Annotated in this window: 22 protein-coding genes; 8 read left to right on the top strand and 14 right to left on the bottom strand. The window is 69.3% G+C overall.

What is annotated here, in order from left to right:
* Positions 1-88: 88 nt before the first annotated feature.
* From NDI79_RS01885 to NDI79_RS01875, 3 genes are all read left to right on the top strand, one after another.
* Positions 89-745: an O-methyltransferase gene (locus NDI79_RS01885; RefSeq protein ID WP_310926756.1), complete on the top strand. Its 657-nt coding sequence runs from the start codon at positions 89-91 to the stop codon at positions 743-745.
* A gap of 131 nt (positions 746-876) precedes the next feature.
* On the top strand, positions 877-1,299 hold the full coding sequence (locus tag NDI79_RS01880; protein WP_310926755.1) for a nascent polypeptide-associated complex protein: 423 nt from the start codon (positions 877-879) through the stop codon (positions 1,297-1,299).
* A complete protein-coding gene (locus NDI79_RS01875; RefSeq protein WP_310926754.1) occupies positions 1,300-2,028 on the top strand; it encodes a methyltransferase domain-containing protein in 729 nt (242 codons plus the stop codon). It abuts the gene before it with no gap.
* A 46-nt stretch (positions 2,029-2,074) separates the two neighbouring features.
* Here the strand turns inward: NDI79_RS01875 and NDI79_RS01870 are convergent, their stop codons facing one another.
* From NDI79_RS01870 to NDI79_RS01860, 3 genes are all read right to left on the bottom strand, one after another.
* Positions 2,075-2,659 (bottom strand): DUF6517 family protein, encoded by a 585-nt coding sequence (locus NDI79_RS01870; RefSeq protein WP_310926753.1) that lies wholly within the window; start codon positions 2,657-2,659, stop codon positions 2,075-2,077.
* 159 nt (positions 2,660-2,818) lie between these two features.
* Positions 2,819-3,142: a transcription factor S gene (locus tag NDI79_RS01865; protein WP_310926752.1), complete on the bottom strand. Its 324-nt coding sequence runs from the start codon at positions 3,140-3,142 to the stop codon at positions 2,819-2,821.
* Between the two features lie 74 nt (positions 3,143-3,216).
* Positions 3,217-3,474, bottom strand: coding sequence for a DUF5789 family protein (locus NDI79_RS01860; RefSeq protein ID WP_310926751.1), 258 nt, complete (start codon positions 3,472-3,474; stop codon positions 3,217-3,219).
* Between the two features lie 145 nt (positions 3,475-3,619).
* On the opposite strand from NDI79_RS01860, the gene NDI79_RS01855 reads away from it, so the two are divergent.
* Complete coding sequence (locus NDI79_RS01855) at positions 3,620-5,122, top strand: methyl-accepting chemotaxis protein (RefSeq protein ID WP_310926750.1); 1,503 nt, start codon at positions 3,620-3,622, stop codon at positions 5,120-5,122.
* 57 nt (positions 5,123-5,179) lie between these two features.
* On the opposite strand, the gene NDI79_RS01850 is transcribed toward NDI79_RS01855, so the two are convergent.
* Positions 5,180-5,953 carry an enoyl-CoA hydratase/isomerase family protein gene (locus tag NDI79_RS01850; RefSeq protein WP_310926749.1) on the bottom strand — a complete coding sequence of 258 codons (774 nt, stop codon included), beginning with the start codon at positions 5,951-5,953 and terminating at the stop codon, positions 5,180-5,182.
* 132 nt (positions 5,954-6,085) lie between these two features.
* On the opposite strand from NDI79_RS01850, the gene NDI79_RS01845 reads away from it, so the two are divergent.
* On the top strand, positions 6,086-6,595 hold the full coding sequence (locus NDI79_RS01845) for a DUF5797 family protein (RefSeq protein ID WP_310926748.1): 510 nt from the start codon (positions 6,086-6,088) through the stop codon (positions 6,593-6,595).
* Positions 6,596-6,599: 4 nt separating this feature from the next.
* Here the strand turns inward: NDI79_RS01845 and NDI79_RS01840 are convergent, their stop codons facing one another.
* A complete protein-coding gene (locus NDI79_RS01840) occupies positions 6,600-7,619 on the bottom strand; it encodes a DUF5787 family protein (protein WP_310926747.1) in 1,020 nt (339 codons plus the stop codon).
* Between the two features lie 133 nt (positions 7,620-7,752).
* Positions 7,753-8,226, bottom strand: coding sequence for a bis(5'-nucleosyl)-tetraphosphatase (locus tag NDI79_RS01835; RefSeq protein WP_310926746.1), 474 nt, complete (start codon positions 8,224-8,226; stop codon positions 7,753-7,755).
* A 163-nt stretch (positions 8,227-8,389) separates the two neighbouring features.
* On the opposite strand from NDI79_RS01835, the gene NDI79_RS01830 reads away from it, so the two are divergent.
* A complete protein-coding gene (locus NDI79_RS01830) occupies positions 8,390-8,722 on the top strand; it encodes an uS10/mL48 family ribosomal protein (protein ID WP_310926745.1) in 333 nt (110 codons plus the stop codon).
* Positions 8,723-8,755: 33 nt separating this feature from the next.
* Here the strand turns inward: NDI79_RS01830 and NDI79_RS01825 are convergent, their stop codons facing one another.
* Both NDI79_RS01825 and NDI79_RS01820 read right to left on the bottom strand, forming a co-directional pair.
* The gene (locus NDI79_RS01825) at positions 8,756-9,019 is read right to left on the bottom strand and encodes a DUF7513 family protein (protein WP_310926744.1); all 264 of its coding nucleotides are present in this window, start codon (positions 9,017-9,019) and stop codon (positions 8,756-8,758) included.
* Positions 9,016-10,536 (bottom strand): Na+/H+ antiporter NhaC family protein, encoded by a 1,521-nt coding sequence (locus NDI79_RS01820; RefSeq protein WP_310926743.1) that lies wholly within the window; start codon positions 10,534-10,536, stop codon positions 9,016-9,018. The genes NDI79_RS01825 and NDI79_RS01820 overlap by 4 nt, the downstream gene beginning before the upstream one ends.
* Positions 10,537-10,723: 187 nt before the next feature.
* Between NDI79_RS01820 and NDI79_RS01815 the strand changes: the two genes are divergently transcribed.
* A complete protein-coding gene (locus NDI79_RS01815) occupies positions 10,724-11,995 on the top strand; it encodes an amidohydrolase (RefSeq protein WP_310926742.1) in 1,272 nt (423 codons plus the stop codon).
* A gap of 243 nt (positions 11,996-12,238) precedes the next feature.
* Positions 12,239-14,941, top strand: coding sequence for a right-handed parallel beta-helix repeat-containing protein (locus tag NDI79_RS01810; protein ID WP_310926741.1), 2,703 nt, complete (start codon positions 12,239-12,241; stop codon positions 14,939-14,941).
* Positions 14,942-15,062: 121 nt separating this feature from the next.
* On the opposite strand, the gene NDI79_RS01805 is transcribed toward NDI79_RS01810, so the two are convergent.
* The 6 genes from NDI79_RS01805 to NDI79_RS01780 form a co-directional block, all read right to left on the bottom strand.
* Positions 15,063-16,436: a geranylgeranyl reductase family protein gene (locus tag NDI79_RS01805; RefSeq protein ID WP_310926740.1), complete on the bottom strand. Its 1,374-nt coding sequence runs from the start codon at positions 16,434-16,436 to the stop codon at positions 15,063-15,065.
* Between the two features lie 113 nt (positions 16,437-16,549).
* Complete coding sequence (locus NDI79_RS01800; RefSeq protein ID WP_310926739.1) at positions 16,550-16,708, bottom strand: hypothetical protein; 159 nt, start codon at positions 16,706-16,708, stop codon at positions 16,550-16,552.
* Between the two features lie 37 nt (positions 16,709-16,745).
* Positions 16,746-17,654 carry a hypothetical protein gene (locus NDI79_RS01795; protein ID WP_310926738.1) on the bottom strand — a complete coding sequence of 303 codons (909 nt, stop codon included), beginning with the start codon at positions 17,652-17,654 and terminating at the stop codon, positions 16,746-16,748.
* 91 nt (positions 17,655-17,745) lie between these two features.
* Positions 17,746-18,816, bottom strand: coding sequence for an ABC transporter permease (locus NDI79_RS01790; RefSeq protein ID WP_310926737.1), 1,071 nt, complete (start codon positions 18,814-18,816; stop codon positions 17,746-17,748).
* Positions 18,809-20,038 (bottom strand): ABC transporter permease, encoded by a 1,230-nt coding sequence (locus NDI79_RS01785; protein WP_310926736.1) that lies wholly within the window; start codon positions 20,036-20,038, stop codon positions 18,809-18,811. The genes NDI79_RS01790 and NDI79_RS01785 overlap by 8 nt, the downstream gene beginning before the upstream one ends.
* Positions 20,035-21,651 carry an ABC transporter ATP-binding protein gene (locus NDI79_RS01780; RefSeq protein ID WP_310926735.1) on the bottom strand — a complete coding sequence of 539 codons (1,617 nt, stop codon included), beginning with the start codon at positions 21,649-21,651 and terminating at the stop codon, positions 20,035-20,037. Before NDI79_RS01780 ends, NDI79_RS01785 begins: the two co-directional genes overlap by 4 nt.
* Between the last annotated feature and the right edge of the window lie 18 nt (positions 21,652-21,669).

The raw sequence follows: 21,669 nt of genomic DNA, 5'->3' as shown, positions 1-21,669 counted from the left end.
ACGGTCGGCGGCGACTTAACGGCGTGGATTGGGGGACCCAAAGGTACGTAGGGGGTAGACTGAGGTGCCGGCATTCGGAAGCGTACGTATGGACGAACTCATCGGCCGATACCTCGACGGACTGGCGCCGGAACACGACGACGTGCAGGCGGAGATGGCCGCCCACGCCGACCGGGAGGGCTTCCCCCACGTCGGCCCGGCGGCCGGGGGGACGCTCCGCGTCCTCGCCCGCCTCACCGACGCCGAACGCGTCTTCGAGTTCGGGTCGGGATTCGGCTACTCTGCGACGTGGTGGGCCCGCGGGATGAACGCCGGGGAAGTGGTACTGACCGAACACGACCGCGAGGAACTCGACATGGCGTACGACTGGCTCTCGGAGGCGGATTACGCGCCCGCGTTCGACTACCAGGTGGGCGACGCTCTCGAACTGGTCGGGGAGTACGAGGGACCGTTCGACTGCGTCCTCGTCGACCACGAGAAGGAGCGCTACGTCGACGGCTTCCACGAGGTGGCCGACAAAGTCGCCGTCGGCGGCGTCGTCGTCGCCGACAACGTGGTACAGGGGCCGGCGGACTTCGAGACGCTGGTCGAGTACGCCGAGGGCGAGGGCGTTCCGGACGACGCCTCCGCGGCGACGCGGGGCATCGCGGCCTACCTCGACGCCGTTCGGGCGGCGCCGGACTTCGAGACGACGGTGCTCCCCGTCGGCAGCGGTCTCACGGTGAGCGTCCGCACCGGCGAGTAACATCCCGCCGTCCGCGACGCTTCCGGACCCCGCCCCGCTTCGCCCTCTTCCGTTCCCGCGTTCGCAGTCGTAGACGCGACTACGCCGGCGGTTCGCCACCCTTTTTGACGACGGGGGCCGTCCGTGCGAGTATGTTTGGCGGAGGCGGTATGAACCCGCGGAAGATGAAGCAGATGATGAAACAGATGGGCATCGACGTCACCGAACTCGACGCCGAGGAGGTCGTCATCAGGACGGCCGACGAGGAACTCGTGTTCTCGGACGCCCAGGTCACGCGCATGGACGCGCAGGGCCAGGAGACCTACCAGATCGTCGGTCAACCCGAGTCGCGGGAACTCGGGAGCGGCGGCGCGGCGGGGGCGGCGAGCGTCGAGAGCGGCGGCGACGACGACGCCCTCGCGGTCGAACCGACCGACGACGACGGCGAGGCCGAGATTCCCGAGTCCGACGTGGAACTGGTCGCCCAGCGCGCCGGCGTCCCCAAGGGCGACGCGCGGGAGGCGCTGGAAGCCGAGAACGGCGACCTCGCGGCCGCCATCTCGCGCCTCGAATAAGTGTACCTGCTCGTCCACGAGGACCGAGAGTACCTCCGGGCGCCCGGCGACGAACTCCAGACTGACCTCGGCGTGCTCACCGTCCCCGAGGACGCCGAACCCGGTGACACCGTCGAGACGCATCTCGGCGAACCGTTCGTCGTCCGCCGACTCCGCGGCCCGGACCTGTTCAACCACCTCGAACGCACCGGCGCGCCGATGATGCCGCGAGACATCGGTCTCATCGTCGGCCACACCGGCGCGGCCGCGGGCGACCGCGTCCTCGACGCCGGGACCGGAACGGGCGTCCTCTCGGCGTACCTCGGCCGGATGCGCGCCGACGTGACGACGTACGAACTGGACCCCGACTTCGCCGACGTGGCGCGCGAGAACATGCGTCTCGCGGGCGTCGAGGAGCACGTGGACGTCCGCGCCGGCGACGTGACCGAGGAACTCGACTCGCTGACCGAGGAGGGGCCGTTCGACCTCCTGACGCTCGATACGGGCGACGCGGCGGACGTGGTCGCCCGCGCCCCCGAACTCCTCCGGTCGGGCGGCTACGTCGCCGTCTACTCGCCGTTCGTCGAGAACAGTCGCGCCGCCGTCGAGGCGGCCCGCGAGGCCGGACTGAACGAGGTGGAGACGCTGGAGACCATCCAGCGGGAGATGGACTTCGGGGACCGGGGGTCGCGGCCGTCGACGGCGGGTGTCGGCCACACCGGCTACCTCGTGTTCGCGCGGTACGAGTAGCCCCTCTTTCCTTCCTCCTCGCCCCTCACCTCGCCCGAAACGCGACTCACTCGACCGAGCGGATCAACTCGAACAGTTCGTCTCTGTGTTCCGCCGGCGACAGTGACGGCGCCAACGCCGCCGAACGCGCGCCGTCGACGCTCACGGGGTAGGCGCCGCCGGCGACCAGGAACTCGCCGTCGGCGGGCCACACCGCGAGGTACGCCTCGGCGGTCACCGTCGTCTTCTGTTCCCCGCCGACGTCGACGGCGGCGCGGTACCGCGTCAGGTTCGCCTCCGTTCGACCGACGGCGAAACGACGCGACTCCGTACGTTCGGCGTCGCGGAACCCCCGGTCGCGCAGTTGGTCGACGAAGCCGTCGTTGGCGCGGGCGGTGACCAGGTCGGTCAGCGCCTTCGACCCGCCCGCCTTCGGGCGGAGGCGGAGGCGACTGGCGAAGAAGAAGCGCCACGTCCCGTCGGCGCCGGTCCGGTCGCGGACCGCCTCCGCGAGGCGGGCGTCCTCGAAGACGACGGTGTGCGCGCGGACGGTGACCAGTTTGGCGTCGAACATCGTCTCCTCGGTCGAAGCCGTGCGCTCCCACCCGTCGGGGACGCGAACCGTCGGCGGTGACTGCCCGGTGGTCGCCATACCCGCGATAGGGGCGGGAGGGACTTAATTCGAACCGGCGAACGAACGAAACGGAGTCGCTTCGCCGCCCCGGGCGGACACGGCGTAGCGAGGCGAGGCGAAACCGGGCGCCTCACGCCGCCGTGCGCTCGAGTGCGCGGAGACCGCGCGCCGAACCGCTCAGTGGTCGTCCTCGCGCCACTTGTGGCCGCACTCGACGCAGGTGAAGAACCGAGTCTCGGACTCGTCGGCCGACCGTATCTGCTTCATCTCGTAGCGGGCCTTGTCGTGACCGCACTCGGGGCACTTCACCGTCGTCGTGGGTCCGATTTCGGCGTCGTCGACGTCGGACATGTCGACGACTTCGCTGTCCTCGCGGGCGGCCGTCGAGGTCATGTGACTCTCCTTCGCCGAGTCGCGCGCCTTCTCGAAGCCGCAGTTCCCGCAGACCCAGACGCCGCCGTCCGTCTTCATCATCGAACCGCACTCGTCGCAGAACTCCATGTTACCGAAGGCAGTCGCTTCTCGTACTTAAGCGTCGGGGAACCCGTCCGGGAGAGTTCGTCCCCTCGGCGAGGTCAGGCGTCTCCCTCGGACTGGCCGGGTTCGCCGACGGCCTCGATGGGCATCACGTTCTGCAGTTCCTCGAACAGGTCCGTCGAGGAGGCGAAGGAGTCGCTCCCCACCTCCGAGACGAGGCCGCCGAGGTTCTCCTCGCCGTCGGCCAGGAGCACCGTGACGTCGGACAGTTCCATCGCCGCGTCGTCCCGGGTCACCGGGTACGACAGGTCGTCGAGGCGGGGTTCGACTCGGCTCAGTTTGATCTGTTCGCTCATGGTTCTCAATCGCCGTCCGCGTACTTATCGTTGCGGGGGGTGTCGAGCCTCCGTCCGCGGACCGTTCCTCCGGTTGCCGGTTCAGTATCTCAAATGTGATATTCAGAGTGGGAGACTTATTATCCTCGACGGGAGGTCAGTACCCATGCAAGGATGGTTACGACGACTGCGAGCGGGACGGAACGACTCGGACGACTCGGAGGTGCGGTCCGACGGCGGCGTCGCCGCCGGCGGGTCGGACGGCGCCGCCGCGGCGCGCCCCCCGGGTGGACTGACGCCCGAGACCGACGCGGCGAACGAGACGGAGCGACTCCGCTACGAGCGCGACTACTGGCGCGGCCTCTTCGAACAGGTCGTCGAGTCCCACCCCGAGTCGGCGTTCGTCGTCGACGACGACGACGTCATCGCGTACCTCAACCCCGCCGCGGAGGCGGCGTTCCAACTGGAGGGGGCGGACGCCGTCGGCGCGAACGTCTACGACGCGTTCCCGATTCCGCCCGAGGTCGAGACGTTCGCGCAGACGGTCGCCCGGGAGGGCGAGTCGCGCTGTGAGGACGAGTTCCGGCACGTCACCACGGGCGACAGCGACGGCTGGTTCCGCTCGACCGGCGTCGTCCTCCGGAACCCCGAGGGAGAGGTCGTCGCCGGGTTGGAGATGGCTTCGGACGTCACGGAACTGGTCGAGCAGAACAGGGCGATAACGGGCGCGCAGAGCCAGGTCTCGGAGGAGATACAGGCGACCGCGAGCGAGGCGTCGGACGCCTCGAACCGCGTCGGCGACGCCGTCCGCGAGGCGGCGGCGCTGGCCGAAGAACAGGCCGAGAACATGGACGAGGTCTCCGGAGAGGTCGGTTCGCTGTCGGCGACCGTCGAGGAGATAGCCGCCTCCGCCGACGAGATAAACGAGCGCTCCGAGGAGGCCGAGGAACTGGCCGCGGCGAGCACCGAGTCCGGCGAGCGCGCCGTCGAGCGGATGGAGAACGTCGCCGTCAGCGGCGAGGCGGCGGCCGAGCAGACCCGCGAACTCGCCGAGCAGGTCGCTCAGATCGACGACATCGTCGAAGTCATCAACGACATCGCCGACCAGACGAACATCCTCGCGCTGAACGCGAACATCGAGGCGGCCCGCGCGGGCGAGGCCGGCGAGGGCTTCGCCGTCGTCGCCAACGAGGTGAAATCGCTCGCCAACGAGGTGCAGACCGAGTCCGAGCGCATCGAAGAGATAATTCGAGAGACCCGCGAGGACGCCGGCGAGACCGTCCAGAGCATCGAGTCTGTCACCGACGAGGTCCGCGGGAGCGCCGACGCGGTCCGCGAGATGGTCGACAACCAGAAGGCCATCGTCGACGCCGTGAGCGCCACGTCGACCGGCATGGAGGACATCGCCGGCGCGACCGACGACCAGGCCGTCCGGACCGAAGAGGTCGCGAGCATGGTCGACACCGCGACCGAGCGGTCCAAGCGGGTCCGCACGGAGGTCGACGCGGCCGCAGAGGCGAACGAGGACCAGTCGCGGCTCGTCGCCGAAATCGCCGCGTCGCTGTCGCGGCTCGAATCGTCCATCAACGACCTCGACGTCGACGCGTCGGGGCTCGACGTCCGCAACGAGACGTCGGGCGCCGAACCGGCCGCGCCCGGCGCCGAATAACCCTACCCTTCTCGGGCGGGCGCTCGGCGTCCGAAAGACCGCAGACCGCCCGTTCGCTCACTCGAACTCGGCGTCGCGCTTGTCGAGGAAGGCGTCCATCCCCTCCCGCTGGTCGTGGGTGCCGAACAGTCCGCTCCACGCCCGCGCCTCCAGGTCGAGACCGGTCGCGCGCGGCGCCTCGTGGACGGCGTTCATCGCCTCCTTGGCGGCGCGGAGGGCGAACCGCGGTTTCTCGGCGAGTTCGGCCGCCATCTCCGCGACGTGTTCTCTGAGTTCGTCGTGTGCCACGACTTCGCCGACGAGTCCGCGCTGGTAGGCGTCCGTCGCGTCGACGCGTTCGCCGAAGAATATCATCCGCCGGGCCGTCTCGTCGCCGACCAGGGCGGGGAGACGCTGCGTGCCGCCCCATCCGGGAATGATGCCGAGGTCTATCTCCGTCTGGCCGAGGAGGGCGCGTTCGGAGGCGACCCGCATGTCGCAGGCGAGGGCGAGTTCGCACCCGCCGCCGAAGGCGTAGCCGTTTATCGCGGCGATGGTCGGCGCCGGGAACGACTCGACGGCGGCGGCGATGCGGTGACCCTGCTCGGCGTACGCCTGCGCTTCGACCGTTCCGAGGTCCTTCATGTGGCCGATGTCGGCGCCGGCGACGAACGCCTCCTCGCCCTCGCCGGTGACGACGAGACACCGCGCCTCCGCGTCGCGCGCCTCCTCGACGGCCTCCTCGATGGCGTCCAACGCGTCGGCGTTCAGGGCGTTCATCCGGTCGGGCCTGTCGACGACGAGCGTCGCCACGTCGCCGTCCCAGTCGAGTCTGATGGTGTCCCACGACATGGGCGAGGCGACGCGCGGCGGGAGGGTAAACGTTCGCCCGGCGGGCGTCGCCTCCCGAACGGGGGGTGCGGTCCTCGAACGCGACGGCCGGCATGAAACAGGTCTATTACGCCCCCGAAGAATCACCCCGGTATGACCCTCTCTGATGAGGCGAAGGAGCGGTTGGCGGACGTGGTCCGTCTCCAACCGACGAAGAACAAGGAGTTGCAAGACCGCTGGGGGTTGGAGTCCGGCAGCGAGGTGCACCAGTACCTCGAGGGCGAACTGAAGGAGTACTACTACCGCGACGACAACAGCCTCATCCGCGCGACGGCCGAGGCCGCGGAACTGGTGGACGTCGAACCCGGCGTCGAGGGCGGCGACGCCGAGGAGGGAGTGCCGTCGGTCATCCGCGTTCCCGCCCTCGAAGCGCGCGTGTTCGAGGTGCTGGCCGGCCCGGACGAACGCTCCGAGAGCGTCGTCAGCGTGCTGAACAAGGTGCGCGAGGCGTACGGCGAGGACGACGACCCGGAGGTCGACGAAGTCCGCCGCGCCCTCCAGAGCCTCCGCCGGAAGGGCGTCGTCGAAGTCGTCTACCGGACGGTTCCGACGTTCCGCCTCGCCGTCGAACGCGGCGAGGTGGACGTGGAAGTCACCGACTGAGTTCTCACTCTCCCTCCCCGGCGGCCTCGCGCGCCCTGACACGCGCGCGCCGGTCGTCGAGGAGGCGCTTGATTCCCTTGCCCGGCCCGCCCTCGACGGGCCACCCGCGGGTGCGCCAGACGGGGGGTTCCGGTTCGAACTCGGGGCAGGACCCGGCGCACTCGGCGGCCGTCTGCGACCGGCCCTTCGCCGCGCAGTGCGGCGCGAGGGCGCGGCCGAACCGCCGGAGTTCGAAGTGCCGGCAGTCGGGGCGCATCGTGTCGTGGTAGGAGCGCCACCCGGACCCGTAGGCGCGTTCGGCGAGTTCGAGGCGGGTCGTCCGTCGCTCCTCGTCCGTCTGCGCGTCCGCCGGCGTCACGTCGCTCGGGTGCCACTCGACCGAGGCGTCGGCCCAGTCGTCGCCGGGGGCGTCGGCGTCGAACGAGAACGCGAGGATGCCGACTTCGACGGGCACGTCTTCGAGGAGGGCGGGTTCGACCCGATTTCCGGTGGCCCCCGTCGCCACCCACACCTCGTCGGCGAGGGCGTCGTCGACGTCGCGGGAGAGTTGGTCCGAGAGGGCGCGCGCCGCCGAGGCGTCGAGGTCGGGTTTGTTCTCCACCGCGACGATGCGCCGCACCCAGTCGGGGTACGGCGCGACGCGGCGAATCTCGATTCGGTTGCCGCGCCGGCGCTTCTCGACGACGCCGCGCCCGGCCGCGCGGTGGACGGCGGCGCGGACGTAACGCCACGGGTAGCCGGGGTGCGGCAGGGCGTCGCGGTACCACGCCCACTCCTCCGGGGCGTGAAGTACGACGTGCAGGAGGTCCGAGTCGAGTTCCCCGTCGCCGAAGCGCGCGCGGGCGGCCAGTCCGGCCGGGTCGCACTCGACGACGACGGTGTCCCAGCGCCGCCGCTTGGTGCCGAGTTGCCGGGCGACGAGGACGGCGGAGTCGTCCTCCCCTCCACCGTCGGGCGGCCACGCCTCCTCGGCCCACCGACAGACGAGCAACTCGAACCCGAACTCGGCGTCTCCGGGGTACACGTCCGCCGGTCGGCGCCGCGTCAGCAAGTGGATTTCGGGTCCGGACGCCGAGGCCGCGAGTAAAGCGGTCGCTGGCGGGCATCCCGTTCGGGGGGATGCGGACGACGCGACGGACGGCCGGCGCGGGACCCGTTCAGGCGAGGTACTGGCGCTCGCCCTCCTCGTCGTCGTCGCCGTCGCCGTCGCTGACGACGTCGTCGAGGTACTTGTGGGCCTTCTTCAGGATGTCGCGCGGCCCGTCCTGCGTGATGGTGTTGAGCGCCTGTTCGTAGTCGCGCCACTGAAGGTCGCGGTGCTCGGTCGACAGTTCGGCGCTGGCCTCGAACGACCGGGCGATGAACAGGTGCACCGTCTTGTGGATGGTCTTGCCGTTCGCCTCGAACACGTAGTCGTAATCCTCGCGGAAGCCGTCGACGAGGCGGAACTCTTCGATGCCCGCCTCCTCTTTGACCTCACGGATGGCAGTCTGCTGGAGTTCCTCTTTCCCTTCGACCCCGCCTTTGGGGAACTCCCAGTCCCCCGGTCGGCTCTTCAGGAGCAAGTACTCCCTTCGGCCGCGGGTGTCGCGGAAGAGGATGGCTCCAGCGCTCACCGCTTGCACTGGCATTACTATACGTAACCGTGTCGGGTTTTAAGAGGCTATCGGTGCCTGTAGCGGCGTCTTCGCGCGCGGTCGAACCGGTCGGCGTTCGTGAGTGAACGGCACGGAGACGACGTGTAGGTGCGTTTTTACGCCTCGGCGTCTTTCCACGTCCTACGCGCACCCAGCCATGACCTTCGTAACCAAACTCACCTTCCAGAGCGGGAACCGCTACGAACTGGAGGACCAACTGTCGGAACTGCAGGAGATGCTCGAACGCAAGGGCGCCGAGTGCAAGGGGCCGCACGCCGCGCCGCCGGAGCACCACACCGTCCCGCAGTACCGGAACCTCGCCCCGGGCGACGAGTTCTCCTCGTGGGACTACACCGTCTACTCGCGGAAACTGGAGATACACGGCAACGACCACATCGCCCGCGAGGTGGGTCACATGGACTTCCCCGAGAGCCTCCACGTCGAGATAGAGGTCGAACAGAAGAAACCGCTCGGCCATCGCAACAAGTAACGCGGCGGCGACGACGGCTTCCTCCGGTCTTTCCTACTCCGCCTCTTCGACCACATCGAGCAGTCGCCCGCGGCCGCGGTGCGTCGCCGCGTCGAACGACTCCACCTCGAAGCGCACCGTCGCGTCCACCAGCGACGGGTCCCCGTCGGGCAGTTCGATCACCGAGTCGCCGACGCGGACGAGGAGCGTCGACCCCTCGGCGCCGGTGACGTACGCGGTGAGTTCCTCGCCGGGTTCGTACGCCGGCGTCGCCGTGCGGAGGCGGAGGCCGGCCGTCAGTTTGTTCCAGAAGCTCATACGCGCTTCACCTCCTCGCTCACCCGGTCGGGAACGTACTCCAGTCCGTAGCCGGTCCACGCGGCGAACAGGAAGACGCCGACGAGGAACCAGCCGTGGAACACGTACGGCCAGACGCTGGCCGGGTTGACGACCATCGCCTGCGTGAACCACTCGTACTCCTGCGGGAGCCCCTGCATCGAGGTGTACCCCGCCAGCAGGCCGCCGCCCCACGGGAAGATGTACCCCAACGCCGAGGTGTTGGCGTCGAGGATGTTCGCGCGGCGGTAGCCGTTGATGTTGAACCGCCGACCGAGCGTGCGGATGTACGGCGCGATGGCGATTTCGGCTGCGGTGTTGATGGTTATCATGGCGTTGACGAGGGCGGTGCCGAGCACCATCGTCGTCTCCGCGCGGCGGACGGTGGTGGCGACGCTGTCGAGCAGGAAGGTCAGGATGGCGTCGAACGCACCGCCGCGCTGCATCACCTGCGCGCCCGCGACGATGAGGAGAACGAGGACGATGAGCGGGAAGAAGCCCAGCGCGCCCGCGTACAGGCTCCCGGCGACGGCCGTCTCGCCGGGTGCGACGGGGACGACGAACGCACCGAGGATAGGCAGGGCGTCGACCGCCTGGACGAGCCCCGACTCCTGCGACGCCTCGAAAGCCAGCATCGCCGACACCGGGGCGAGACCGAGGACGACGTTGAGGACGGCCGAGAGGAGCAGTCCCCACGAGACGGCCTCGATGATGTGTCGGCCGGCGACGGCGGTGGCGATGACGACGGCGATGGAGACGAGGTGGACGAGTCCGAGCGCCGAGGCGCCGTCGCCGACCGCGCCCGCGTCGACCGGTTGTCCGGTCATCGCGGCGCCCGCGACGAGGTAGGCGACGAACGCGAGTGCGGCCGCGATGAGGGCGTATTTCAGCCGCGAGGCGACGACGCCGCCGATGTCGGCGTCCTGCGTGACCGCCGAGACGATGGTGGTGTCGCTGACGGGCGCGAGGTTGTCGCCGAAGACGGCCCCCGAGAGGATGGCGCCGAACAGGAGCACCGGGTCGGCCCCGAGGGCGACGCCCGCGGGGAAGACCAAGGCGGTGAACGCGATAGCGGTGCCGTAGCCGGTGCCGATGCCCGTCGCGAGGAGGGCGGCGAGCAGGAAGGTGAGCGCCGGGAACAGCGACGGGCCGACGCTGACGGCGTCGGCGGCCCAGACGAGGCCGTCGACGAACCCGCCGACCTGGATGGTCTCGGCGAACATACCGGCCCACAACCACGCGACGATGGCCGTCGCGGCGACGCGTTCTGTCATCCCGTCGAAGATGGCGTCGGCGTAGTCCTTCCACGGCCCCTTCACGAGGAACATGCCGACGATGAGGCCGAGGAGCATCCCGACGACGAGTCCGGTCGTGTCGCCGACGCCGAGCACTCCGCTCTGGACGACGGCCCAGACGATGAAGAACGCGATGGGAACGGCGCTGGCGAGGCGGCCCCCGCGGAACCGCAACTCGCCGCCGTCCTCGGTCAGTTCAGTCATTCGCTCGCACGGTCGGTATCCGCCATCATAAACGAACCGCTCTGGTCGGAGTAGACACCGCCTGGGACGCCCTCCGAGACGTTCTCCGAACCGTGAGCGAACGCCCCCGACCCGTTTCGACACCGCGACTCCCGGTAAACCCCCCGGCGGTGCCGAGATTTATCACGGCACACGCCGACCCCCGGGTATGACGTCCGCCGACCTCGTCGAACTCCGACGCGACCTGCACCGCCACCCCGAACCCGCCTGGCGCGAGTTCTACACCACCGCCCGACTCGTCGACGAACTGGAGACGCGCGACCTGGACGCCCTCTACGTCGGCCCCGAGGTGCTCTCCGAGGAAGACCGGATGGCCGTCCCCGACGAGGCGGAACTGGAGGCGTGGTTCGACCGCGCCCGCGAGGCCGGCGCCCGCGAGGACATCCTCGACCGCCTCGAAGGCGGCTACACCGGCGCCGTGGCGGTGCTGGAGAAGGGCGAGGGACCGACGGTAGGCCTCCGCGTCGACATCGACGGCCTCCCCATCACCGAGTCCGACGGCGACGACCACGTCCCCTTCTCCGGCGGGTTCCGCTCGGAGAACGAGGGGTACATGCACGCCTGCGGGCACGACGCCCACGCGACCATCGGCGTCGGCGTCCTCGACGCCGTCGCGGAGAGCGACTTCGAGGGGACCCTGAAGGTGTTCTTCCAACCCGGCGAGGAGCAGATAGCCGGCGGGAAGGCGATGGCGAAGTCGGGCCACCTCGACGACGTGGACTACCTCCTCGCCGTCCACGTCGGCCTCGACCACCCGACCGGCGAAATCGTCGCCGGCATCGACGGCTTCCTCGCCGTCTCGCACTTCGAGGCGCGCTTCACGGGAACGCCGGCGCACGCCGGCGCGAGACCCGAGGAGGGCGACAACGCCGTGCAGGCGATGGCGACGGCGGTGCAGAACCTCTACGGCATCCCCCGGCACGCCGACGGCGCGACGCGCGTGAACGCCGGCGTCGTCGAGGGCGGCACCGCCTCGAACATCATCCCCGAGGAGGCGTCCATCGGCGGCGAGGTGCGCGGGGAGACCACCGAACTGATGCAGTACATGGAGGAGAAGGGGCGGCGGGTCGTCCGGTCGGCCGCCGAGATGCACGGCTGTGAGGTGGATATCTCGACGGAAGGAAAAGCGCCCTCCGCGACGAGCGACGGGGCTCTCGCCTCCATCGTCGCCGCCGTCGCGCGGGCGAACGACGGCGTCGAGTCGGTCCTCGAGAACGACGTGCTCGGCGGGAGCGAGGACGCGACGTACCTCATGCAGGAGGTGCAGGACAACGGCGGCCTCGCGGCGTACGTCGGCGTCGGCACCGACCACCCCGGCGGCCACCACACCCGGACGTTCGACGTGGACGAGGAGTCCATCGAACTCGGCGTCGAGGTGCTCGCGGGGGCGATTCTCGACGTCGCGTCGTCGCGGCCGTAGGCGGGACGCAAGTCCGCGGGACACCCGACCCGCGCCGGGCGTATAGTTACGATATCTGACAATCGTTCCGACCGGTCGTCGGCGCTGATTTCTCCGCGAACGGAACCGTCCTTCGCCGGGTAAAATCGCAAGGCATCGACAGTACGGTTAGATCGGACCGGATGCGTCGAAAATCCGCCCGTCGAGAAAATTTGTAAATTCGCTTATATGATTTAACACGGATGGACGTTTCACTCACACCGTATGCCTACAACGAGACAGGTCTGTGCGGTCGCCGCGGCGTTGTTAGTCGTGACGGTCGCGCCGGCCGCCCTGCTCGGGGCCTTCTCGAGCGACGCCGTCGCTCAGGAGGCGCCGACGACGATAGAAGAGTGCACGACGATAACCGAACCGGGGACCTACGTGCTCGGCGAGGGACTCGCGGACGATTCGGCCGACCAGGAGACGTCGCTGACCGCCAACGGGTCGGCGGTGGACGCCTGTATCGTCGTCGCGAGCGACGGCGTGCAGATAGACGGCGACGGCGTGACGCTCGCCGGGGAAGAGGCGCCGAGCGAGACGGCGACGGAGACGGAGAGCGCCACGGAGACCGAAACCGAGGCTGAGACCGAGGCCGCCACCGAAACTGAGGCCGGAACGGAGGCGGAAACCGAGGCCGCCACCGAAACCGAGACTGAGGCGGGAACGGAGGCCGCTACCGAGGCCGAAACCGAGACCGAGAACGCGACGGAAACGGTCACCGAGGCTGCCACGGAGACTGAGGCCGGGACGGAAGCCGAGAACGCGACGGAGACGGAAACGGAGACCGAGGCCGCCCTTCAGGCGCAGGTCGACAACCAGACGACCGAGGGCGAGGGCGGTACCGTCACCGAGGCTGAGACCGAAACGGAGACCGAGGAAGAGACGGCGACGGAAGCGGAGACGGAGACGGACGCGGAGAACGAAACCGCGACCGAGGCGGCGACGACCGAAGAGACTGCGACGGCCGAGACGGAGACCGAAGCTGACGTCACCGAGACCGAAGCCGACGCCACCGAAACTGAAGCCGACGCCACCGAAACTGAAGCCGACGCCACCGAAACTGAAGCCGACGCCACCGAGACGGAAACTGAGGACGCGACCGAAACGGAAACCGAGGAGGAGACGGTCGAATACGACTCGACGGTCGGTGACGGCGTCGTCCCGCCCGTCACGGTCGGCGGCGAGACCGACGGAACCACGGAGACCGTCGGCATCGTCGTGATGGCGGAGAGCGGGACGGTCGAGAACGTCTCCATCAGCAACGTCACCGTGACGAACCACTACGCGGGCATCGTCCTCGTCGGCGCGGACGGCGCGTCGCTGACGGACGTGAACGCGAGCGAGAACTCGGGCCTCGGTGTCGAACTGTTCGAGAGCACCGACTCCACGGTCGAGAACCTGACCGCCGACGGCAACGGCGTGGCCGGCGTCGTGTTCGCCGGCGGCGAGGGTAACGCTGTCCGGAACGCGACCGTGAACGACACGGGCGCCGACTTCGAGGAAGCGGACGACGAAACCGACCAGACGGAAACTGAAGTCGAGACCGAGACGGAAGCGGTCACTGAAGAGGCGACTGAGACCGAAACTGAGGAAGAGACCGGAGAAGAGACGGTGACGGAAGCGGAGACTGTCACCGAGGCCGAGACCGAAACTGAGGAAGGGACCGAGACCGAGAACGCAACCGCCACGGAGACCGAGGCCGCCCTCCAGGCACAGGTCGACAACCAGACGACCGAGGGTGAGGGCGGTACCGTCACGGAGGCTGAGACCGAAACGGAAGCCGCGGAAGAGACGGAGACGGAAGCCGAAACGGAAACCGAAGCCGAGACCGAGACGTCGACCGAACCCGCCGAAACGGAGACGGAAACGGCCGTCGCCACGGAGACCGAGGCTGACGACGACGCGACTGACGACGAGGAGAACGCGACTAATGCGAGCGGCGCGTTCGTCTACCTCGGCGGCACCGACAACCAGGTCGAGAACTCGACGGCGAGCGGCGACGACTGGGCCGCGTACCTCGCCTCGGGTGCGACCGAGAGCGGCGGCGAGAACGTCTCCGTGAACGGGACGACCGTCACCTACACCGGAGAGGACGTCGCCATCCGCGCGGCCGACGAGACGCCCGAGGTCCCGGATGACCTGACGCTCGTCGGTTCGGCCGTCGAGGTCGAATCGGTCGGGGACGAGACGTCGCTGACGCTCGGCATCTCGTACGCCGACGCGGACGTCGACGAGGAGAACGAATCGCTCCTCTCGCTGTACGAGTTCGAGGACGGCGAGTGGATCGCAGTCGAGGACTCCGTCGTGCAGTCCGAGAACGGCACTGTCGAGGCCACGTTCGAGGACTCGACCACCGTCGCCCTCCTCATCGAGTCCGAGGAGGAGGAGACGAGCGAGGACGAGGCCGAAGCCGATGACGAAGACGACTACGAACCGGACTACACCGACGGTGCGGACGACGACGACAGCGGCGACGGCGACGCGACCGCCCCGGGTTACACCGACGACGACCGGGACGTCAACGCCGGAGACGACGACGGAGACGCGACCGCTCCGGGCTACACCGACGACGACGAGGAAGACAGCGCCGGGGACGGAGCCGACACGTCCGACGAGGTGACGAGCGACGAGACCGCCGAGTCGGAGGCCGAGACGACGGACGACGCGGCCACCGAATCGGAGACCGCGACGGAGAGCGACGAGACCACCGAGACGGAGACCGAAACGGAGACGGCGAGCGAGGAAACCACCGAAGCGGAGACTGAAACGGAGACGGCGAGCGAAGAAGCCACCGAAGCGGAGACCGAAACGGAAACGGCGAACGAAGAAGCCACCGAAGCGGAGACTGAAACGGAGACGGCGAGCGAGGAGACCGCCGAGACGACCGAGAGCGGTACCGAGACCGCGACCGACGACGGACTCTGAGGTTCCGCCCCGCTCGATTTTTCGCGTTCGCGTTTCGATTTTTCCCTATCGTACCCGTTCGCCGGAGCCGTCGCTCCGGTCGAATCGGGCGCGAGAAGTCCGACCGCCGACTACCCGAGACTCAGTACTTCGGGTCGGCACCGGTGACCGCGTACGCCTCCTCCATCAGACGGTCGCGTTCGGTCTGCCAGCCGTCGAGCGCTCCCGGTCGGCGCGGGTAGCGGCCGTAGTGGCTCATCAGGTCGTCCGCGACGTTCTTCGTCTGGTAGAACTGATAGATCTCCTCCCAGAAGCCGTAGGACTCCTTTGCGGTCTGCGCGATGAGGCGGGGGCCGAACGAGGTGGTCCCGGAGTAGAGCGCCTCGGCGAGTTTCTCGCCGGGCAGGCGGGCCAGAAGCCCCGTGAGACCGTTCACGTCGATGGCCGTCGAGAGGATGTTGTACACGTCGAGGCCGGCGTAGCGGGCGCCGAAGTGGTCCATCACGCGCTCGTTGTAGTGCCAGAGTGCCGCCTCGCTCACGTCGCCCTCGCCGATGGCGCGGACGGCCTGCTCGCCCGCGTACTTGCCGGCGTAGGCGGCGCCGGCGATGCCGCCGCCGGTGGTGGGGTTGACGTGCCCCGCCGAGTCGCCGACCGCGACGAAGCCGTCGGCGACGGCGGAGTCGTAGGGGCGGCGCGTCGGCAGGGCCGCGCCGAGTTTGTCCGTCACCGTCGCGTTCTTGAACTCGGGTCGCGCCCGGAGGTCCTTCTTCAGGTCGTCGACGAGTTTCATCGGCTCCTCGGTCATCTGGAAGCCGAGGCCGGCGTTGATGGTCGTCTCCGTCCGCGGGAAGTACCAGATGTAGCCCGCGGCGACCTCGGCGGGTTTGAACACGAGGGCGTCGGACCACTCGACGGGTTCGTCCACCTCGACGACCTCGCGGTAGGCCGAGCAGAACTGCGAGTAGGAGACGTTCGTGTCGAACGTCGCCTCTGAGAAGTCCGCCTTGTCTTGGAGGAGGGAGAGCGCGCCCGCCCCGTCGACGGTCACGTCGGCCTCGTACTCGACGACGTCGCCCTTGCGCTTGGCGCGGACGCCCGTCACCCGCCCGTCGTCGTCCTGCGTCACGTCCTGCACCACGGTGTCGTAGTGGAACTCCGCGCCGGCGTTCTCCGCGCCGTCGATGAGGCGGCGGCCGTACTCCCAGCGGTCGATGACCGCGAGTTCGCCCGGCACCGGGATTTCGAGGACGGAGTCCTCCTGCGGAATCTCGAAGCGCCCGTGGTCGACGTCCGTGTTCGTGAACGCGGGCTGAATCTGTTCTTTCGGGATGGCGTCGGGGAACGCGTCGGCGCCCTTCAGCGCGTCGCCGCAGGCGATGTGGCCCGCCTCCTCGGCGGTCTTCCGTTCGACGACGACGACGTCGAGGCCCTCGCGAGCGATGGTCGCGGCGGCGTAGCACCCGGCCGTGCCCGCGCCGACGACGGCGACGTCGTACTCGTGGGTCGTGCTCATTGGTTTGGACTCTCGCGGGCGCGCGGAAAACTCTTTATTTGTCGTCTCCCCGGTGGCCCGATTCCGGGTCGGGGGAACATCGGGGACGGAGAGCGTCGCCTCGCGTCTTCGGCTCAGAAGAACAGGTCGTCCGCGTCCGGCATCGACGCCGCCGCGTCGCGCCGCCACTCGTCGTCGAACTCCGGGAGGGCCGCCAGTCGCGTCTCGTTCCGTCGAATCTCCCGTTCGATGCGACGCGCGAAGGCGTCGATGTCCGCGTCGAGTGAACTCACGGCGCGGCGTTCGGACCGCGGGCGGATAGATGGTTCGCTACGCCGCGTCGCTCTCCGGGTCCCGGACGGCGCCGCCGAACACCATCTCGCCGCCGTCGTCGGCGTCGGCATCGGCGTTGGTGTCGGCATCGGCGCCGACGTCAGGCCCGTCGATGATGACCGCGTCGTCTCCCCTCCCAGTTCCGTCCGGCAGGCCGCCTCCCGAGCGGTCGCCGTCGAGAATCTCCGCACCGTCCGCCGGCGCGGCGTCCTCGGAGGCGACGGGAACACCGGGAACGCCGCTCTCGGCGTCGCCCCCCGCGTCGTCGCTCTCGTCGTCCAGCACCGCCGCGCCCTCGGCGAGTCCGCGGAACGCCGCCGCGTCCCCGTCTCCATCCTCCGCCGCGAGGTAGGACTCGACCCGTTCGCTCGCGCGCCGGATGGCGTCGGCGAGGGCGTTCGGTTCGGCGCGGTCCGACGCCGCGAACGCGCCGAGGGCGTCGGCGCGGGGGGCGTCCCCGCCGCCCGAATCGGTCCGCGCCCGCGCGTCCGGCGAGGGGTCCGTCTCCGACGCGGCGCGGTCGACGGCGTCGACGACGCGCGCCTCTATCTCCGCGGCCGCGCCCTCGAACGACGCCGCGACGGCACGGTCGGTGGCGATGGCGACGGTCTGTCGCAGGTCGTCCTCGTCGAGAGCCCCCTCTCCGGCCGCCTCGGAGACGGCGGCGGCCGTCGCGTCGATGCGGACGGCCGTCCGGCCGACTGCGGCGACGGCGGTACCGACGAGAACGAGTCCGGCGGCCGGGACGAGGCGTCCGCCCGCGGCCAGCGTCGCCGCCGAGGCGCCGGCCCCGGCGCCGACGCCGTACCAGACGCCCGTGCCGGCGACGGCGAGGCCCGCGAGCGTCGGCGGGAGCGCTCTCAAGTGATAGCCGGCGGCGCGTCGAACGGCGTCTCGCGGTCGCATGCGCGGTGGTCACCGAGTCGAAAGTTAACTCTCCCGCCCCGATTACCGGGTTTGAGAACCGCGACGTCCGGCGGACGAGTCGTCGGCGGACTCAGTCGTCGCCGGACTCGTAGTGGTCGCCCGCGGCCGCCGGGGTGCGCGTCCGCCCGAACAGCGCGAGGACGACGATGACCGTCAGGTAGGGGATGGTCCGGACGAGCGGTTGCGGGATGTCGAAGATGTCCCGCGCCTGCAGCGTCAACTGCAGGGCGTCGAGACCGGCGAACAACACCGTGGAGAGGAACGCTCCGACCGGGTTGTAGTTGCCGAACAGGTAGGCGACGATGGCGATGAACCCCTTGCCGTTGACCATCGTCGCGCCGTTGCCCGTGAACTGTCCGAGGCTCAGAGAGAGCGCCGCGCCGCCGACGCCCGCGAGGACGCCCGACAGCAGCACGGCCGCGTAGCGCACGCGCTGGACGTCGACGCCGGCCGTGTCGAGCGCCTTCGGGTTCTCGCCGCTCGCGCGGACCCAGCGGCCGAACGTCGTCCGGTTGAGGACGTACCACGAGAGGGCGACGGCGACGAACATGAGATAGACGAACGGCGTCGCGTCGAACAGGGCGCCGAAGAACGGTATCCCCGAGAGGAAGGGAATCGTCAGCGTGCCCACCGTCTCGACGCTGGTGGTGTTCGGTCCGCCGTACACCACCTGCGAGGCGAACGGCGCGAGTCCGAGCGCGATGAGCCAGACGGCGAGGCCGGCGATGACTTGGTCGGCCCGGAACTCGATGCAGACGACGGCGAACAGCGCCGCGAGCACCGTGCTCGCGACGACGCCGCCCATGAGTCCCATCCAGACGCTTCCCGTGACGTCGGCGAGGTAGACGCCGCTGAACGCCGCGATGATGAGCAGGCCTTCGAGCCCGATGTTGATGACGCCGCTCTTCTCCGCGAAGATACCGCCGAGCGCCGCGAACGCGATTGGAACCGAGAGGCGGAGCGTCGCCGCGAGCGTGCTCTGCGACGTCAGGATGCCGAGCAGTCGGCCGGCGTCCGACTCGGGGGCGATGAGGCCGGCGACGACGAGGACGGCGAGTCCGAGGGCCGCGGCGCCGACGAGGACGCGGCGCCACGACAGGTCGCCGGCGAAGCCGACGGCGCCGAGCGAGTCGTTACTCATCGCGCTCACCTCCCGTCTCCGCCTCGGTACCGCCGTCCGTGACCGGGCGGGAACTCGGTTCGTCCTCGAACGTCCACACGCGCCGTCCGACCATCCGGAAGAACTCCGGCATGGCGACGAACAGGATGATGAGACCGCGGAGGACGCCGACCAGTTGCGGCGGCACGTCCGTCCCGACGTCGACGACGATGGAACCGCTCTTGAGGACGCCGAACAGCAGCGCCGCGAAGCCGACGCCGAGCGGGTTGTTCCCCGCGAGGATGGAGACGGTGATGCCGTCGAAGCCGTACGACGGGACGCCCGTCTGGAAGTTCCCGAGAATCATGAGCACGTACACCGCGCCCCCGAGACCGCCCAGGGCGCCCGACAGCGCCATGCTGGCGACGACGGTGCGCGGCGCGTCGACGCCGCCGTACTCGGCGGCCTCGGGCTGAATTCCGCTCGTCCGGAGGTCGTAGCCGAGCGAGGTCCGTTCGAGGAAGACGTAGATGCCCACGAGGACGGCGACGGCGAAGAGGAAGGCGAGAAGCGAGAAGTCGTCGCGCGGTCTGAACACCGTGCTGGGGAACACCGCGTAGTCCGGGAGCGGCACCGTCTGCGTCGCCGCGCTCTCGGGGTCCGCGAAGTGGTCCTGTACGAGGAACAGCGCCACGGAGGTGGCGACGAAGTTCAGCATGATGGTCGTGATGACCTCGTTGGCGTCCGCGTAGGCCTTCAGCAGCCCCGGAATCGCGCCGTAGGCGCCGCCGAAGAGGGCGCCGACGAGGAGGCCGAACGGGACGAGCAGCAGCGTCCCGAGCAGGCCGCTGACCAGCGGCGAGGCGGCCAGCACGCCGACGGCCGTCGCCAGCGCGCCGACCACGAGCTGTCCCTGCGTCCCGATATTGAAGATGCCGGCGCGGAAGGCGACGGCGACGGCGACGCCCGTGAACATCAGCACCGTCGTCTCCGACAGCGTCGTCGCGAACTGCCCGTTCAGCGGGTCGGCGAAGACGTTGCCGAACGCGCCGAGGAACAGGCGGTCGTAGACGGTGACGGGGTCGTAACAGAAGCCGACGCCGAAGTAGGAGGTGGCCGCCGTCGTGCACGTCGTCATCCGCCCCGCGGCGAGGATGAGGACGAACCCGACGGCGATAGAGAGGATGAGCGCCGCGGCGCTGATGAGGAACCGCTCGAACGCCGAGGCCCGGACGAGCCGTTCCGCGCTGTCGCGGAGACTCACGACCGCTCACCCGCCACGTTCGTGTTCGCGTCCGCATCCGCGTCTGCGTCCGCCCTCGGGCCCGCCGCGTCGTCCGCGACGGCGGCGCGTTCGTAGGAGTCGGGGTACTGACCGGCCATCAGCAGACCGAGTTCCTCTTCGGTGACCGTCTCGGGGTCGACGACGTCCATCAGTTCGCCCTCGTACATCACCGCGAGGCGGTCGGAGAGTCCCTGCACCTCGTCGAGTTTCGAGGAGACGAGGAGGACGCCCCGGCCGTCGTTCCGCAGGTCGAGCAGTCGCTCGTGGATGAACTCGGTCGAGCCGATGTCGACGCCGCGCGTCGGGTGCGTGGCGACGACGAGCGAGGGGTCGCGCTCGAACTCGCGGCCGACGATGAACTTCTGTTGGTTCCCGCCGGAGAAGGAGTGCGCCTCCGCGTCGGCGTTCGGCGGTCGGACGTCGTACCGGTCGATGACGTCCTCTGCGTGCTCGCGCGACCGTCCCCAGTCGATGCGGCCCCCCTCGGCGAACGGCCCGCGGTGCTGGCTCCCGAGAATCGCGTTCTCGACGAGGTCGAACTCCATCACGAGGCCGCGTTCCTGCCGGTCCTCGGGGATGTAGGCCATCCCCTCCCGGATGCGGCGGCGGCGCGACCAGTCGTCTATCGACCGCCCCTCGAAGGCGACCGAACCGGTCGTCTGCTCGCGGAGGCCGGTGACGGCCTCGACGAGTTCGGACTGCCCGTTCCCGTCGACGCCGGCGATGCCGAACACCTCGCCCTCGCGCACGTCGAACGACACGTCGTCGACGACGTCGACGCCGCGTTCGTCCTCGACGCCGATGTTCCGCACCGAGAGCACCGTCTCGCCGGGCGAAGCGGGCGGCTTGTCGAACTGCATCAGCACCTCGCGGCCGACCATCAGCGTCGCCAACTCCTCGCGGTCCGTCTCGGCGGTGGGCAGCGAACCGACGTTCTTCCCGTCGCGGAGGACGGTCACCTCGTCGGCCGCTTCGAGCGCCTCGCCGAGTTTGTGGGTGATGAAGATAATCGTCTTGCCCTGCGCGGTGAGTTCCTCCAAGACGGTGAACAGTTCGTCGACCTCTTGGGGGGTCAACACCGCCGTCGGTTCGTCGAGGATGAGGACGTCGGCGCCGCGGTAGAGCGCCTTCAGAATCTCGACGCGCTGTTGGACGCCGACGGAGACGTCCTCGATGCGCGCGTCGGGGTCGACGTCGAACCCGTAGCGCTCCGAGAGGTCGACGACCTCCTCGCGGGCGCGTTCGCGGTCCACGGCGAGGCCGCCCCACTTCCGCGGTTCGTTTCCCAGAGTGATGTTCTCGGCGACGGTCATCGGGTCGACCAGCATGAAGTGCTGGTGGATCATGCCGACTCCGGCGTCGATGGCGTCGCGCGGCGCGTCGAACTCACGCGCCTCGCCGTCGAGATGCACCGTTCCTTCGGTCGGTTCGTACAGGCCGTAGAGGACGTTCATCAGCGTGGTCTTCCCGGCCCCGTTCTCGCCGAGAAGCGCGTGCACCGTCCCAGCCTCTACGGTGAGGTCGACGTCGTCGTTGGCGACGACTCCCGGGAACCGCTTGGTTATCCCGTCGAGTCGGACCGCTGGTGGCATTGTAGGTGAAATGAGTGA

It is taken from the genome of Halogeometricum sp. S3BR5-2 (assembly GCF_031624635.1).
In the GTDB taxonomy this organism is placed as follows: domain Archaea; phylum Halobacteriota; class Halobacteria; order Halobacteriales; family Haloferacaceae; genus Halogeometricum; species Halogeometricum luteum.
Note: the sequence above shows the minus strand (reverse complement) of the source record. Positions and strands in the feature narration are given on the sequence as shown.